Origin of the sequence: Cellulomonas humilata, assembly GCF_013359775.1 — a bacterium.
GTDB lineage: Bacteria > Actinomycetota > Actinomycetes > Actinomycetales > Cellulomonadaceae > Cellulomonas > Cellulomonas humilata.
Genome location: NZ_JABMCI010000065.1, coordinates 40,955 through 56,134 on the forward strand (window position 1 = coordinate 40,955; position 15,180 = coordinate 56,134).

The following is a 15,180-nucleotide window of genomic DNA, read 5'->3' on the forward strand; positions in this document are numbered from 1 at the left end:
AGGTCGACCGTGGACGTGCACCACCTCACCGACGACGGCGTGCGCGAGTGCTCGGTCGACGAGCTGCCGGCCCTGCTCGCCTCCCGCGTCGGGCTGGTCTGGGTCGACATCCCCAGCTGGGACGCGGAGGCGCAGGACGTGCTCACCCGCGTGTTCGGGCTGCACCCGCTCGCCGTGCACGACTGCGAGGTGCGCAACCGGCTGCCGAAGGTGCACGCCTACCCCGACTCGCTGTTCCTCGTCCTGCACGCCCCCGAGCGCGGCGAGGGCGGGCACGTGCACCACGTCGAGCTGGACCGCGTGATCGGCCCGCGCTACCTGGTCACCGTGCACGGCCCGGTCAACCCCGCCGTCCCGCTGGACGTGGCCCTGCGGGACACCCGGGAGGTCCTGGAACGGGTCCGCGCCGGACGGCTACGGCCCCGGACGTCCTTCGACATCTCGCACGCGATCGTCTCGACGCTCACCCGGCGGATGGAGAAGTTCGTCGAGGAGCTCACGGCCGACGTGTGGGAGCTGGAGCGACGCGTCACCGCGGGCGCCTACGACGACCCCGAGAAGTTCCTCGACGAGATGTTCCGGACGCGGCACGGTCTCCTGGCCGTCCGCACGATCGCCGCGCAGACCGCCGAGATCTACCGCCGGGTGGTGGGCCTCCAGCGTGCGGTGCCGGAGGAGAGCCGGCACCTCGTGGGCGACCTCGTCGACCAGTTCGACCGGATCGCCGGCCTGGCCGTCGAGGAGAAGGACTACCTCCAGGGCGTCATCGAGTTCTACCGCGCCCGCACCGAGACCAAGATGACGATCGCCGCCGAGCGGCTCGCGGTGATCGCGGTGGTCACCCTCCCCATCACCGCCCTGGCCTCCGTGCTCGGGATGAACCTCATCGTCAACCAGCACACGACAGTCGTTCCCCTCGCGCTGGCCCTCGCTGTGATGATCGCGATGTCGGGCGGGCTGCTCTGGTGGGCCAAGCGCCAGGGCTGGTGGTAGGCCGTCAGCCCGATCCGAAGCAGACGAAGCCGGTCGCCGCGGCCGACCCGGCGGCGGCCAGGGCGGCTGCCGGACGCTCACCGGCCACCAGGCGGCGGTGCAGGTCCACCATGAGCGGGAGCGCGACCTCGTCGGCCTCTCGGGCCACGCTGGCGACGACGGTGCGCGCACCCGACGCGAGCAGGGCGCTCGCGGTGCCGAGCGACTCGTCGCCGGGACGCGTGTCGTGCAGCCCGAGGTCGCAGCACGACAGGACGACCAGCTGGGGCGGACGGGGCAACCGCAGCAGGTCGTAGCCCATCAGCGGTCCGTCGGCCAGCTCCAGGCTCGAGAACAGCGGGTTGTCGGCCTCGTGGCGACCGTGCGCCGCCACGTGGACCACCCCGGCTCCGGCCAGCGCGGCACGCGCACGTCCCACGGTCGCCGTGTCGCCGAGCAGCACCTGCGGCACCAGGCCCGCCGCCCGCACGAGCTCCGCAACGGTCGCGACCTCCGCATCGCCGCGCGTGGTGCCCGGTCCGGCGACCAGGACGGTCGCGCCCGTGGGCGCGACGGGTGCGGCCCCGACCCGGTCGACCCAGCTGGTCGCCGAGACGGCGACGGTGACCGCGCGCCCACGGGTGGCGGCCAGCGCGGCCCACGGCACGGTGAGCAGGCCGCCGGTGGGCACCACGACGAGGTCGCGGTCGCCGACCAGGCTGAGGACGGGGTCGAGCACGAGGGCGCTGAGCGCGGCCGCATCAGCGCCACGTGCTGCCCGCACCCCGACGTCGAGGCCCGCGGGCAGGGCACCCGCGAGGACGTCGAGGTCCGCCCGCACCCGGGACGTGGCCTCGTGCGCGACGCCGAGCGGACCCAGCGCGACCAGGCTTGCGCGCGTCCTGGTCAGGACCAGGGCACGCAGCACCCCCTCGTGCTGGAGGTAGACCACCATCGCGGCACCGTCCAGCGCCGCCTGCACGCGGGACAGGCTGGCGGGCCGGTGGGACACGCCCGTCCCGGGAGCTGCCCACGTCCGGCGGCGCAGGTCCCGGGCGAGGGCCGCGCGACGCGTGCGGAGCTCGGCTGTCGGGCGACCGTCGAGCTCCGCACGTCCGAGCGCCACGCCGAGGGCGCGCAGGTCCTGCCACGCCCCGTGGTCCTCGTCGCCGAGGACGGCCGGGCGGGTGAGCATCGCCTGGGCGCGTGCCAGCTCCGCCCAGGTGAAGACGTCGGCGGCGCGGCCGGTGGCGAGCGCGTCCGCGAGACCTGCCCCGGCGAGCTCGCGACCGAGCACCGCCGCCCCGCCCTGGAGGTCGAGTGCCCCGAGCAGGGCGCGGGCCCGGTGCAGCGTGGTCAGCCCGCTCCTGCGCTCCCGCGCCGCCACCTGCACGTGGCCGTCCGCTGCGGCGACGTCGGCCCGGGCGGCCCGCTGCAGCAGCCGGGTCTCCAGGCCCGCTCCGCGCATGCCGGTGACCTCGACCAGGCGGCGCGCCTCCGGCGACCGTCCGGCGGCGGCATGCGCGCGAGCGGCGACGAGCGCGGCGACCCGGGCGTCCTCGCGCATCCCGAGCGACGCCAGCACCTCGTGCAGCTCCTCGGCCCGCCGCGCGGTGCCGACCCGGGTGCGGGCGCCCGCCGCCGCACCGCGAAGATCCATGAGCTCGGCGCGGGCTGCCCACCGGGCGTTGCCGCGCCGCCGGAACACCGTCCGCGCCGCGCGTGCGAGACGCCGTGCGTCCGCGGGCCGGCCGTCGAGCAGGGCCGCGGCGGCACGGGCGAGCTCGCCCTCGGCGGCGTCCTGCAACGACCCTTGCTCCCGCAGGGACGCGACCGCGGCACCGAGCTCCCGCTCGGCCTCCGTGACGAGGCCGGCGGCGACCAGCACCCGCCCACGGTCGAGCCCGAGCATCGCCAGGATCCCGGGGAGCAGGCCCTCGTAGAGCCGCTCCGCCTCGACGTACCGACGCAGCGCGGACGGCAGGTCGCCTGCCACGTAGTCGAGGAAGCCGAGGTCGTGCACGGCCTTGGCGACGAGCACCTCCGCACCCTCCCGCCGAGCGAGCGTCAGGCACAGGTCGAGGTCTGCCCGCGCCGGGCCGAGGCGGGCCGCACCCATGTGCACCACCGCGCGGTTGACCAGCACCTTCGCCACCAGGACCGGCTGGCTGTCCACGTCCAGGCTGGCGAGCGCGACGGCGTACTCGGCCAGCGACTCCTCGTCGCGGCCCGCCCGCCGCAGCAGGATGGCCCGCTGGGCGTGCGCGATCGCGCGCTCCTGGGCAGGCAGCAGCCCCGCTGCCGTCGCCAGCAGCTCGAGGCCGGTCGCGAGGCGCCCTGCCTCGGCCTCCGCCATCGCCAGGCTGACGCTCACCCGGCCGCGCAGCGTGCGCGCCTCCTCGTCGTCCTGCTCGGGGTCGCCCAGGGCACGCAGCGCCGCCCGCAGCAGCCGCGCCCCGGCGGCGGGCCGCATGTCCTCGTTGGCGGCGACACCCGCCGCGTACAGGTCCCCGGCCCGGCTCACAGCTGGACGGCGGTGGTCACGACGACCCCGCTCGGTCCCTGCACGACCAGCTGGGCCGCACCCGCGGGCACACCCTCGAAGCTGAACCGTCCCGACGCGTCCGCGTCGACCGTCACGGTGCCCGCTGGTCCGTGCAGAGCGACGCCGGCCGCGGCCGCGGGGACCAGCCAGCCATCGACCCGACGCGCGCCGGTCGGCCCCTCGGCGACGCTCAGCAGGACGGTCGTGCCGCCACCCTCGAACCGGAGCGTGCGTACCCGGGTGGACGCCCGGGCACCCGGCGCCACGGCGGCGTCGTCGACGAGCCGGGCCACCTCGGCGTCGAGCCGTGCGGACCCCAGTGCCAGCACGACGAGGTCGTCGAGGAACGGCGGCGGCGGGTCGCTCGCGTCGAACCCGGCACGCAGCCCGGCCAGGACCTCGTCGTCCAGGGCGTCCGGCCACTCGCTCATGGCGCACCCCACAACGGGTCCAGGAGCAGGAGCTCGCGCAGCCGGGTCAGGCACCGACCCCGGGTGGGCCCGATGCTGCCGTGCGGCATGCCCATGGCCTCGGAGATCGCCGCGTAGTCCGGACGGTCCACCTGGGCCACGACGCGCAGCAGCTGCTGGCACCGCTCGGAGAGCTGGCCGAAGCACCGCCACAGGCTCTGGGCGCGTTCCCGGGCGAGCAGGTCGTCCGACACGTCCGGGCCGGGGTCGGGGGTGTCGAGGAGCGCGGTCGTGTCCGTCGGGACCACCTTCCGCGCGCGCTGGTGCACCCGGGCGGCCTCGTGCCGGGTCACCGTCGCCAGCCACCCGGTCAGCGCCTCGGGGACGCGGATGTCGTCGAGCCGGCGCACCAGCTCCAACCAGGCAGTCTGGACGACGTCGGCCGCCGTCGGGGCGTCGAGCCCCTGTGACCGGGCGACGTGCCAGAGCAGCGGGTTGAGCTCGTGCACCATCTCCTCGATCGCTCCGGTGTCCCCCGCCCGCGCCCGGGCCAGGCACGCGGCCAGCCGGGCGCCACGACCCGCGCGCCCGTCGACGGGGGCAGCCGAAGGCTGGAGGTCCTGGCTCATGACCGGCCCAGCACCGTCTCCCGGGCGGCCGTCACACGCGCGCGCACGTGCGGCAGATCCACCGCGGCGATGTCCGGGTCGCCCGCGAGCGCCTGCGCCAGCCGGCCCGCGGTGATCGCCGCGGCGAACGAGGTGCCGCCCCACCGTGCCGTGCCGGTCGCCATGTCGTCCGGGTCGAACGCCCAGGGCTGGTCCGTCGCGCCGACCAGCCGCTGGGGCGTGAGCGGGCTGCCGAACGACCCGGGCATCGCGCTGATGAGTGCCGACCCCCGCTCGTAGTGCTGGACCCAGGGGCCGTAGTTGCTGAAGGTGGCGAGCGAGCCGTCGGGGTTGGTGGCACCGACGCTGACCAGCGGGACGGCGGGCAACGAGTCGGGGACGGCCAGCACGGAGAGGGCGGCGGGGAACACCGGGATCCGGTCCGAGCCGTTGCCGGCCGCGCAGACCACCTGGACCCCGTGGTCGCCCAGGTCTCCGAGCACCTTGCGCAGGGCTGTCGTGGTCGGGTCCTCGGTCGGCCCCTCGTCGACGTACCCCCAGGCCAGGCACACCACGTCGACGAACCACGACGGGTTCTGACCGGCACCCCGGACGCGTTCGAGGAGCCAGGTGAGCGCGGAGAGGGAGCGGCCGGGCGGGAACCAGCCGTCCGACGCCATCGCCTGGAGCGAGAGCAGCCGCGCCGACGGCGCGTACTGGCGCACCAGGCCGGCGACGAACGTGCCGTGGCCGGCGGCGTCGTCGAGGCTGCCGTCCCCGCCTACGTCGCCCTGCCGCGGTCCTGGCAGCTCCTCCGCCGGCTCCCAGCCGAACTTCAGTGCGTCGGTCACGATCGGCCCGTCCGGCCCGACGAACCAGTCGTGAGCGGCGATCCCCCCGTCCACGACGGCCACCACGGGAGCGCGCGCCGGCCGCAGCGTGTCGACCGGGGGCGCCAGGGCGCCGATGTCCACCGCCTCGCGCACGCCGCCCGCGAAGGGGCTCCGCACGGCGAACGGGCTGCGGACCGCCAGGGCCGTGCGGCCGTCGAGGTAGCTCCACGCCGCGAACGGGCTCCGTACGGCGAACGGGCTGCGCACCGCGAACGGGCTGCGCACCGCGGCGGCCGTCCTGACACCTGCGAAGGGACTCTGCACGGCCGAGGGGTCCTCCAGCGCGGAGGCGACCGGCACCGTGACCGCGCGCAGCGATGCGACGGTCCGGGCGAGGTCCGCGTCCCAGCTGCTCTCCTCGCCGAAGGCCGGCAGCTCGGCCTGGAGCCGCAGTCCCGCCTCCACCGCGGTCATCCCGGACACCCGGAGCGTCTGTCGGCCCTGGTGGACGTCCTCGGCCGCCAGCGAACCGCCGTGCTCGAGCAGCCGCTCGTTCAGCTGGTCGAGCACCGTGCTCGAGAACCCGAGCGCCTCGACGGTGAGCAGGTCCGGGCTGAGCGTGAGCGTCGGGGGCCCGATCGGTACCGGTTCCGCGGGACCCGGCTCCACCCCGTCGGCTCGTCGGTACCTCTCGACGTCGTTCCCGGCCATGTGACAGCCCCCCGTCGGACGATCCACCGTTGCCTCAGGTTAGGGTCGCGCCGCGGCGCCGGGATACCCCATTCGGCGGGCTCGGCCCGCACTCGCCCGACATGTCCGCGTCACCCGGACGGGCTACCGTGCCCGAGGCACCGCAACCCGGTGCAGAACCGACAGCACGGGAGGACTCCGGCATGGGAATCAACGTCCTGCAACGGACCAGCGTGAGGGCGGGTGCGGTGGCCACGGCCGCGGTGCTCGTCGTGGGCCTCGCCTCACCGGCCTCGGCCGGCAACGGCGGCGGCCACAACGGACCGAGGGAGTACCAGCTCACGGTCATGGGCACCACAGACCTGCACGGCAACGCGCTGAACTGGGACTACTTCAAGAACGCCGAGTACGACGACAGCGCGCACAACGACGTGGGCCTGGCGAAGGTCTCCACGCTGGTCAACCAGGTGCGGGCGGACCGCGGCGACCGCAACACGCTGCTCATCGACGCCGGCGACACGATCCAGGGCACGTCCCTGGCGTACTACTACGCCAAGATCCAGCCGATCTCCAAGACGGTCGAGCACCCGATGGCCGCCGCCATGAACGCGATCGGCTACGACGCCGCCGCGCTGGGCAACCACGAGTTCAACTACGGCATCCCGTACCTGCGGACGTTCGAGAAGCAGCTCGACTTCCCGTTGCTCGCCGCCAACGCGACCTTCGACAAGAACGGCCGCGCCGCGTTCACTCCGTACGTCATCAAGACGGTCCGTCCCGCGCACGGCAAGGCGATCAAGGTCGGCATCCTCGGCCTGACCAACCCCGGCATCGCGATCTGGGACAAGGCCAACGTCGAGGGGCAGATGAGTTTCGGTGGCCTCGTCGAGCAGGCGGCGAAGTACGTGCCGGAGATGAAGCGCAGGGGTGCAGACGTCGTCGTCGTCGCCGCGCACTCGGGTGCGGACACGTCGTCCTCCTACGGCGACACGCTGCCGTTCCCGGAGAACGCCGCGACGCTGGTCGCCCAGCAGGTGCCCGGCATCGACGCGATCCTGGTCGGGCACGCCCACCAGGAGATCGCCGAGCGCGTCGTCACCAACACCACGACCGGCAAGCCCGTCGTCCTGTCGGAGCCCTTGAGGTGGGGTGAGCGCCTGTCGGTGTTCGACATCGACCTGTCGTTCAGCCGCGGGCGCTGGAGCGTGCAGTCGGTGGACGCCTCCGTGCTCAACTCGAACGCGGTCCCGGAGGACCCCGCGATCGTGAGCCTGCTCCAGGCGGACCACCAGAAGGTCGTCGACTACGTCAACGGCGTGGTGGGCACCTCGACGGAGGCCATGTCCGCCGCCACCGCGCGGTACGAGGACACCGCGGTGCTCGACTTCATCAACTATGTGCAGGCCGGCGCGGTGAAGGCCGAGCTCACGGGTGCCGACGCCGACCTCCCGGTGCTCTCGATCGCGGCGCCGTTCAACAAGGACGCGGCGATCCCGCAGGGTGACGTCTCGGTGCGCGACATCGCCGGGCTGTACATCTACGACAACACGCTCCTGGGCATCAAGCTCACGGGCGCGCAGGTCAAGGCGTACCTGGAGAAGTCGGCGGAGTACTTCAAGGCCGCCCCGGCCCCCGGCACGTACCCGGCCGCCAGCCTCACCAACGCGGTGACGCCGACGGCGCCGAACGGCACACCGGACTACAACTACGACGTCATGGGCGGGCTCGACCAGCCGCTCACGTACGACATCGACCTGGCGCAGCCCGTCGGCAGCCGGATCACCGGGCTCGCCTACGGCGGCGTCCCCGTGAGCGACACGCAGGAGTTCGTCGTGGCGATCAACAACTACCGGCAGTCCGGCGGAGGCAACTTCCCGGGCGTGACGACGGCCCCCGTCGTCTACAACCGGCAGGTGGAGATCCGCCAGCTGCTCATCGACTGGGTGAGCGCCAACGAGGTGGTGGACCCGAGTCTCTTCTCGGCCACCAACCCCGACTGGCAGTTGACGTCCGGCGGCACGCCGCTGACCGTCACGCCGTAGTACCTGACGCGGGCGCCGGGACGAACCCCGGCGCCCGCGTCATGCCAGCGCTGCCCGCGTCACGAGCTCGAGCGCGCGGCGCGGGTCGGTCTCGTCGCCCCGTGCGATGCGGTGCAGGATCAGCCCCTCCGCACAGGCCATGACCGCGGCCGCGCCGGTCGCGGGGTCCGGCGACCCGAGTCGAGCGAGCACGGACACGACCTCGCCTTCGAGCGCCTGCCGGCCCGCAGCGAGAGCATCGCGGAGGGTCGGGTCGTGGCTGGCCTCCATGAAGAGGACCAGGCGGGCAGTCGTGAGGGTGCGCTGGACGGTGGTCGTGGAGACGACCAGCGCGCTGATCGAGTCGACCACCTCGTCGACGGACGTCGGCGCGAGCGCGGTGGCGGCCGCCGGCATCTCGCGCTCGATGATCCGGCCGGCCACGCCGGCGAGCAGTGCCGCGCGAGTGCGGAAGTAGTTCGAGGTCGACCCTCGCGGGATCCCTGCCCGGTCGTCGACGCGGACGTGGGTGAGGGCACGCAGGCCCTTCGTGCCGAGCAGGTCGATGGCGGCGTCGAGCGCACGGCTCCGCGGTGACGTCATGCGCGCACTATAGACGTAGTAGACCAAACACTACGCTCGTAGTACCGTCGACGGATGGACGCCATCCCGGGTCTCGACGGGGTCACCCACCGGTTCGTGGACCTTCCCGGCCTGCGCATGCACGTCGCCGAGGCAGGCAGCGGCCCACCGGTCCTGCTGCTGCACGGCTTCCCGCAGCACTGGTGGGAGTGGCGCACGGTCATCCCCGACCTCGCCCGCGACCACCACGTGATCTGCCCCGACCTGCGCGGTGCCGGCTGGACCGACGCTCCCCCGGGCGGCTACGTCCGCGAGCAGCTCCTGGCGGACGTGGTCGGGCTCCTGGACGCGCTCGGTGTGGAGAAGGTCGACCTCGTCGCGCACGACTACGGCGCGATCCTCGGGTTCGGGCTCTGCCTGGAGCACCCCGACCGCGTCGGCGGCTTCCTCACGTTCGGCGGCGGGCACCCGTTCGTCCGGATGCACCCGCGCATGCTCACCGTGCTGTGGCGGCTCTGGTTCCAGTGGGTCATCGCGACCCCCGGTCTCGGACCGTGGGTGCTGCGCTCCGGCCGGCAGCGGCTCGTGCGGTACCTGCTGCGCGACTTCCGGACGGGAGCGGACGCGATGCCAGACGCCGACATGGAGCTGTTCGCCGCACCCCTGCGGGACCGTGCCCGGGCTCGCGCGGGCTCAGCGCTCTACCGGAACGCCATCCTCGGGGAGGTCGGCCGGATCGCCCGCGGTGCCTACCGGGACGCGCGGCTGACCACGCCGACCGTCGTCCTCTACGGCGCGGACGACCCGGCGGGCCTGCCGCTGGAGCTCCTGGGCGGGTACGAGGACCACGCGGACGATCTCATCCAAGAGCTCGTCGACCGCGCCGGTCACTTCATCGCGGACGAGCGCCCGGACGCGGTCGTCGACCACGCCCGGGCGCTGTTCCGACGCACCGCTCAGGCGGCGCCTCCCCGTGCCACGGCAGCCCGGCCGGCCTCCAGCCGCGCGATCGGCACCCGGAACGGCGAGCACGACACGTAGTCCAGCCCCACCTCGTGGAAGAAGTGGATCGACTCCGGGTCTCCGCCGTGCTCCCCGCAGACGCCGATGTGCAGGCCCGGCTTGGTGGACCGACCGCCCTCGACCCCCGCGCGGACCAGCGCGCCGACACCGTCGGCGTCCAGCGTCTCGAACGGGGAGATGGTCAGCACCCCGTTCTGGAGGTAGTCGGCGAAGAACGCGCGCTCGACGTCGTCCCGGGAGAACCCCCACGTGGTCTGCGTGAGGTCGTTGGTGCCGAAGGAGAAGAAGTCGGCCTCCTCGGCGATCCGGTGCGCGGTCAGGGCCGCGCGCGGCAGCTCGATCATGCAGCCGATGGGCAGGTCGAGCGTGACACCCGAGGACGCGCTGACCTCGGCCAGGACGCGCTCGGCCTCCTCGCGGACCAGCTGGAGCTCGCGGACCGATCCCACCAGCGGCACCATGATCTCCGGCCGCGGGTCGAGCCCGGCCTGCCTCAGCTGCACGGTCGCCTCGGCGATCGCGCGCACCTGGAGGGCGAACAGTCCCGGCAGGGTCAGCCCGAGCCGCACGCCGCGCAGCCCCAGCATCGGGTTCTGCTCGTGCATCCGCTCGACCGCGGCCAGGAGGGTGACGTCCTTCGGGTCCGGCTCGGCAGCCGTGGCCACCCGGACCGCCAGCTCCGTGAGGTCCGGCAGGAACTCGTGCAGCGGGGGGTCGATGAGGCGGATGGTCGTCGGCAGCCCGTCCATCGCCTCCAGCAGGCCGGCGAAGTCCTCGCGCTGGAGCGGCAGCAGAGCATCGAGGGCGACCTTGCGGTCCTGGTCGTTGTCGGCCAGGACGAGCCGCTCGATGTGCTGGCGCCGCTCCCCCAGGAACTGGTGCTCGGTCCGGCACAGGCCCACGCCCTCGGCCCCCCGAGCCCGCGCGCGGCGGGCGTCGTCGGCCGTGTCGGCGTTGGTGCGCACCTGCATCCGGCGGACGAAGTCCGCGTGCCGCAGGACGCGGTCCACGGCCGAGACCAGGGCACGAGCCTCGGGATCGGTCGCCGCAGCCAGCCCGGCGTCGAGCCCCTCGGCGACGTAGACCATGACCGGGGAGTCGACCACCGGCACCGAGCCGCGGAAGACCTCGCCGGTGGACCCGTCGATGGCGATCGTGTCCCCTGCGTGGAGCACCTGGTCACGCACACGCACCTCGCCGCGGGCGACGTCGACCTCGACCTCCTCCGCGCCGACCACGGCGCACGTCCCCATGCCGCGCGCGACGACGGCCGCATGAGACGTCTTCCCGCCGCGGGCCGTGAGGATGCCGTCGGCGACGATCATCCCCTGCAGGTCGTCCGGGTTGGTCTCCCGGCGCACCAGGATGACGTGGGCGCCGGCCTCGGTCCGCTCGAGCGCCTGGGCGTTGTCCAGGACGATCTCCCCCACCGCCGCGCCCGGTGAGGCCGCCATGGCGGTCGTCAGCAGGTGCCGGTCGGCACTTGCGTCGAACTGCGGGAACAGGAGCTGGTTGAGCTTGTCGCCCGGGCAGCGGGTGATCGCCTCGTCCATCGTGATCAGGCTCTCGTCGACCAGCTCGGTGGCGATCCGGAACGCCGCCGCCGCCGTGCGCTTGCCCACGCGGGTCTGGAGCAGCCACAGCTTGCCCCGCTCGATGGTGAACTCGATGTCGCACAGGTCGCGGTAGTGGGTCTCGAGGCGCCGCATCGCGTGCCGGAGCGCGTCGTAGGAGACCGGGTCGAGCACCTCCAGCTCCGCGAGCGGCAGGGTGTTGCGGATCCCCGCCACCACGTCCTCGCCCTGCGCGTTGGGCAGGTAGTCCCCGTACACCCCCGTCTCGCCGGTGGACGGGTCACGCGTGAAGCACACCCCGGTGCCGGACGTCTCGCCGAGGTTGCCGAACACCATGCTCACCACGTTGACGGCCGTCCCCAGGTCGTTCGGGATGCGCTCGCGGCGGCGGTAGAGCCGGGCCCGGTCGGTGTTCCACGAGTCGAGCACCGCTTCGATCGCCATGTCCAGCTGCTCGCGCGGGTGCTGCGGGAACTCCCGGCCCGTCTGCTCGACCACGATCTCCTTGAACGTGTGCACGAGCACGTGCAGGTCCTGCGCCGACAGGTCGACGTCCGTCGCGGCGCCGACGGCGGTCTTGCGCTCGTCCAGGGCCGCCGCGAACAGGTCCCCGTCGATGCCGAGCACCGTCTTGCCGAACATCTGGATGAGCCGGCGGTAGGAGTCCCACGCGAACCGCTCGTCGCCGGAGAACTCGGTCAGGCCCTTCACGGACGCGTCGTTGAGCCCGATGTTCAGGACGGTCTCCATCATCCCCGGCATCGAGAACTTGGCCCCCGAGCGCACCGACACCAGCAGCGGCTCGTGGAAGTCGCCGAGGCGCCGGCCGATCGTGTCCTCGATCTCCCGGACCGCCAGCGTCACCTCGACCCGCAGCTCGGGCGGCACGTGCCCGTCACGCATGTAGGCCCTGCACGCCTCGGTGGTGATCGTGAACCCCGGTGGCACGGGCAGGTCGAGCTTGGTCATCTCCGCCAGGTTGGCTCCCTTGCCGCCCAGCAGGTCCTTCTTGTCCTTGTCACCGTCGACGAACCGGGAGACGTACCTGGTCATGAAAGGCTCCTGTCCACAGGCCTGGACGAGAGGAATACTCGCCGGCTTCGAGCGTCCAGGCTGCTCGGGAGCGGCTTCAATGGGTCCGCGCTGTCAAGAACAGCGCAACTTGCTCTAGCGTCAACGCATGGCGACGCAGTCACCCCGACCGGTCATCGACCTCCCCACCGAACCGCGCGGGTCGACCAGCGCGGGGTCGCAGCTGCTCATGCTCGGGCGGCGCATCCGGCACGCCCGCACCGAACGCGGGCTGACGCTCGACGAGCTCGGACGGCTCGCCGGCAGCACCGCCAGCCAGCTGTCGCTCGTCGAGAACGGCCGCCGCGAGCCTCGGCTCAGTCTCCTCCAGGCCCTGGCGGCGGCGCTGGGCACCACGACGACCGACCTTCTCGACGAGTCTCCCCCGTCGCGGCGGGCCGCCCTGGAGATCGAGCTGGACCGCGCCCAGGGCACGGTCGCGTACGCCGCACTCGGGCTGCCCCACGTGCGCCCGGCCCGGAACCTGTCGAGCGAGGCTCTCGAGGCGCTGGTCGGGCTGCACCTCGAGCTCGCCCGGCGCGACGATGCCGCGATCGCCACGCCGCAGGAGGCGCGTCGCGCCACCACGGCGCTGCGGCTCTGGCTGACGGAGCGCAACAACCACCTGCCCGAGATCGAGGAGGTCGCCGAGGACCTCGTGCGCCGGGCGGGCTACACCACCGGAGCCCTGACCCACAGCGCGGTCGCCCAGATGGCCGCGGACCTCGGCTTCTCCCTGCTGCACGTGGACGACCTGCCGCACTCGACGCGCACCGTCACCGACCTGGCCAACCGGCGCATCTACCTGCCGCCGGCGTCGATCCCCGGCGGCCACGGCCTGCGCTCGCTCGCCCTCCAGGCGATCGCCCACCGGGTGCTCGGCCACTCGACGCCCCGCAGCTACGCGGACTTCCTGCGTCAGCGGGTGGAGATCACCTACTTCGCGGCCGCCTGCCTCATGCCCCGGACCGCCGCGGTGGCCCACCTGAGCGCGGCCAAGCGTCGCAAGGAGCTGGCCGTCGAGGACTTCCGCGACGCCTTCGGGGTCACCCACGAGGCCGCCGCCCAGCGGCTGACCAACCTGCTCACCGAGCACCTCGACATCCGGCTGCACTTCTTGCGCGTCGGCGACGACGGCACCCTGTTCAAGGGCTACGCGAACGACGCCGTGCGGTTCCCCGCCGACGGGACCGGCGCCATCGAAGGTCAGGTGGTCTGCCGGCAGTGGGCCGCCCGGTCGGCGTTCACGCGACGGAACCGCGCCACGGAGTACTTCCAGTACACCGACACGCCGGAGGGCACGTACTGGTGCAGCACCCAGACGGGCTCCACGTCCGCCGGCGGGTTCTCGATCACGGTCGGGGTCCCGTTCGGCGCCGCGAAGTGGTTCCGCGGACGGGACACCCCGACGCGTCGCGAGTCCCGCTGCCCCGACCCCACCTGCTGCCGGCAGCCGGATCCCGGGCTCGCCGCCCGGTGGGCCCCCCACGCCTGGCCCAGTGCTGCCGTGCACGCCCACGTGCTCTCGCCCCTGCCGACGGGATCGTTCCCGGGGGTGGAGGACGCCGAGGTCTACGCGTTCCTCGACCGCCACGCCGGCGGTCACGGGGACGCCTGACACAGGGAGGTCCCGATGGTGCACAGTGGCGTCATGGCCCAGATCCGGGTGTTCGTGCTGGACGACCACGAGGTGGTGCGCCAGGGTCTGCTGCGCCTCATCGAGGCCGACCCGGACATGACCGTGGTGGGCGAGGCCGCCACCGCCGCCGAGGCGCTCGTGCGCGTCCCGCGTGCGGACGCGGACGTCGCCCTGCTGGACGTGCGGCTGCCCGACGGCAACGGCGTCGAGGTCTGCCGAGAGCTCGCCGCGAGCGCCCCCGGCGTCCGGTGCCTCATGCTCACCTCCTACGAGGACGACGAGGCGCTGCTGGCCTCGATCACGGCCGGCGCGGCCGGGTACGTCCTCAAGGAGATCCGCGGACCGCAGCTCCTCGACTCGATCCGGCTGGTGGCCAGCGGCAGGTCCCTGCTCGACCCGGCGACCACGGGCCGGGTGCTCGACCGGCTCCGGGAGTCGCAGCGGCACGACGCCCGCCTGGACCTGCTGACCGCCCAGGAGAGCGCCGTGCTCGACCTGATCGGCGAGGGGTTGACCAACCGGCAGATCGCCGACCGCATGTTCCTCGCCGAGAAGACCGTGAAGAACTACATCTCCAGCCTGCTGGCCAAGATCGAGGTGCGAGGACGGACGCAGGCCGCTCTGTTCATCGCGGAACAGCATCGTCTGCACCCTGATCCGACCGGGGTCACCGCGCCGGAGCCCCGAGGCCCAGCAGCAGGCCGGTGAGCCCGACGCCCCAGGCGCGCGCCCGCTCCAGCTCGCCGTCGCGCAGCGGTCCCTTGATCCCCATCACCCAGAAGCTCTCGGCCTCCGCCGCCACCTGGAAGCCGGCACGACGCAGCACGCGCCAGGCGCCGACCGCGGCCGAGCCGGGGACGTGGGGGCTGTGGATCCTGGTGTCGAACGTCGCAGCGTGGACCGTGCGCTCCGGCGGGTCCAGCTCCCGGAGCCACTCGCGCACGCCGACCGACGTGCCGTCCGGCTCGGTGCCCGCCTGCTTCTCCGCGTCCGCGCGCGTCGCCGGCCGGCTCATGCCGAACGCCTGCGTCGGCGCGCCGACCACCAGCAGCTCGAGCTCCGGCGGGAGCCTGCGAGGGGCGGAGGTGACGTCGAGGAGCGCGACGTCCTGCATCCGGCTGAACATGCCCTCCCAGACCGCTTTCGCGATCTGGCCCGTGTTCCCGAACGACGACTCGTACACCACCAGTGCCCGCATCGCCCTCACCTCCT

The 15,180-nt window shown here is 73.4% G+C and carries 12 protein-coding genes; 5 read left to right on the top strand and 7 right to left on the bottom strand.

The window, feature by feature from the left end; genetic code table 11:
• Positions 1-9: 9 nt before the first annotated feature.
• Positions 10-993, top strand: coding sequence for a CorA family divalent cation transporter (locus tag HP550_RS11285; RefSeq protein WP_175347790.1), 984 nt, complete (start codon positions 10-12; stop codon positions 991-993).
• Positions 994-997: 4 nt separating this feature from the next.
• Here HP550_RS11285 and HP550_RS23065 read toward each other — a convergent pair whose 3' ends face one another.
• Genes HP550_RS23065 through HP550_RS11305 form a run of 4 tightly spaced genes read right to left on the bottom strand, consistent with a single transcriptional unit; the run spans position 998 to position 6,079 of the window.
• Positions 998-3,496 (bottom strand): CHAT domain-containing protein, encoded by a 2,499-nt coding sequence (locus HP550_RS23065; RefSeq protein WP_175347791.1) that lies wholly within the window; start codon positions 3,494-3,496, stop codon positions 998-1,000.
• Entirely contained in the window at positions 3,493-3,948 is a 456-nt protein-coding gene (locus HP550_RS11295) for a carboxypeptidase regulatory-like domain-containing protein (RefSeq protein ID WP_175347792.1), read from the bottom strand. Before HP550_RS11295 ends, HP550_RS23065 begins: the two co-directional genes overlap by 4 nt.
• Positions 3,945-4,556, bottom strand: a complete 612-nt coding sequence (locus tag HP550_RS11300; RefSeq protein ID WP_175347793.1) for an RNA polymerase sigma factor — start codon at positions 4,554-4,556, stop codon at positions 3,945-3,947. Before HP550_RS11300 ends, HP550_RS11295 begins: the two co-directional genes overlap by 4 nt.
• Positions 4,553-6,079, bottom strand: a complete 1,527-nt coding sequence (locus HP550_RS11305; RefSeq protein ID WP_175347794.1) for a S8 family peptidase — start codon at positions 6,077-6,079, stop codon at positions 4,553-4,555. The genes HP550_RS11300 and HP550_RS11305 overlap by 4 nt, the downstream gene beginning before the upstream one ends.
• Before the next feature lie 182 nt (positions 6,080-6,261).
• Between HP550_RS11305 and HP550_RS11310 the strand changes: the two genes are divergently transcribed.
• Positions 6,262-8,100: a bifunctional metallophosphatase/5'-nucleotidase gene (locus tag HP550_RS11310; RefSeq protein WP_175347795.1), complete on the top strand. Its 1,839-nt coding sequence runs from the start codon at positions 6,262-6,264 to the stop codon at positions 8,098-8,100.
• A 39-nt stretch (positions 8,101-8,139) separates the two neighbouring features.
• On the opposite strand, the gene HP550_RS11315 is transcribed toward HP550_RS11310, so the two are convergent.
• The gene (locus tag HP550_RS11315) at positions 8,140-8,682 is read right to left on the bottom strand and encodes a TetR/AcrR family transcriptional regulator (protein ID WP_175347796.1); all 543 of its coding nucleotides are present in this window, start codon (positions 8,680-8,682) and stop codon (positions 8,140-8,142) included.
• A gap of 54 nt (positions 8,683-8,736) precedes the next feature.
• Here HP550_RS11315 and HP550_RS11320 point away from each other — a divergent pair, with 54 nt between their 5' ends.
• Positions 8,737-9,702 (top strand): alpha/beta fold hydrolase, encoded by a 966-nt coding sequence (locus HP550_RS11320; protein WP_175347797.1) that lies wholly within the window; start codon positions 8,737-8,739, stop codon positions 9,700-9,702.
• On the opposite strand, the gene ppdK is transcribed toward HP550_RS11320, so the two are convergent.
• Entirely contained in the window at positions 9,618-12,311 is a 2,694-nt protein-coding gene (gene ppdK, locus HP550_RS11325; protein WP_175347798.1) for a pyruvate, phosphate dikinase, read from the bottom strand. The genes HP550_RS11320 and ppdK overlap by 85 nt on opposite strands.
• A 127-nt stretch (positions 12,312-12,438) precedes the next feature.
• On the opposite strand from ppdK, the gene HP550_RS11330 reads away from it, so the two are divergent.
• Positions 12,439-13,947, top strand: a complete 1,509-nt coding sequence (locus HP550_RS11330; RefSeq protein ID WP_175347799.1) for a helix-turn-helix domain-containing protein — start codon at positions 12,439-12,441, stop codon at positions 13,945-13,947.
• A gap of 33 nt (positions 13,948-13,980) precedes the next feature.
• Positions 13,981-14,676: a response regulator gene (locus HP550_RS11335; protein ID WP_175347800.1), complete on the top strand. Its 696-nt coding sequence runs from the start codon at positions 13,981-13,983 to the stop codon at positions 14,674-14,676.
• Here HP550_RS11335 and HP550_RS11340 read toward each other — a convergent pair.
• Positions 14,636-15,166 carry a flavodoxin family protein gene (locus HP550_RS11340; RefSeq protein ID WP_175347801.1) on the bottom strand — a complete coding sequence of 177 codons (531 nt, stop codon included), beginning with the start codon at positions 15,164-15,166 and terminating at the stop codon, positions 14,636-14,638. The two genes, HP550_RS11335 and HP550_RS11340, sit on opposite strands and share 41 nt — an antisense overlap.
• Positions 15,167-15,180: the final 14 nt, after the last annotated feature.

What these genes read in the sequence shown, in the direction of transcription:
- HP550_RS11295 (WP_175347792.1), bottom strand. Translation starts at nt 3,948, where the DNA reads ATGAGCGAGTGGCCGGACGCCCTGGACGACGAGGTCCTGGCCGGGCTG.
- HP550_RS11300 (WP_175347793.1), bottom strand. Translation starts at nt 4,556, where the DNA reads ATGAGCCAGGACCTCCAGCCTTCGGCTGCCCCCGTCGACGGGCGCGCG.
- HP550_RS11305 (WP_175347794.1), bottom strand. Translation starts at nt 6,079, where the DNA reads ATGGCCGGGAACGACGTCGAGAGGTACCGACGAGCCGACGGGGTGGAG.
- HP550_RS11310 (WP_175347795.1), top strand. Translation starts at nt 6,262, where the DNA reads ATGGGAATCAACGTCCTGCAACGGACCAGCGTGAGGGCGGGTGCGGTG.
- HP550_RS11315 (WP_175347796.1), bottom strand. Translation starts at nt 8,682, where the DNA reads ATGACGTCACCGCGGAGCCGTGCGCTCGACGCCGCCATCGACCTGCTC.
- HP550_RS11320 (WP_175347797.1), top strand. Translation starts at nt 8,737, where the DNA reads ATGGACGCCATCCCGGGTCTCGACGGGGTCACCCACCGGTTCGTGGAC.
- ppdK (WP_175347798.1), bottom strand. Translation starts at nt 12,311, where the DNA reads ATGACCAGGTACGTCTCCCGGTTCGTCGACGGTGACAAGGACAAGAAG.
- HP550_RS11330 (WP_175347799.1), top strand. Translation starts at nt 12,439, where the DNA reads ATGGCGACGCAGTCACCCCGACCGGTCATCGACCTCCCCACCGAACCG.
- HP550_RS11335 (WP_175347800.1), top strand. Translation starts at nt 13,981, where the DNA reads ATGGCCCAGATCCGGGTGTTCGTGCTGGACGACCACGAGGTGGTGCGC.
- HP550_RS11340 (WP_175347801.1), bottom strand. Translation starts at nt 15,166, where the DNA reads ATGCGGGCACTGGTGGTGTACGAGTCGTCGTTCGGGAACACGGGCCAG.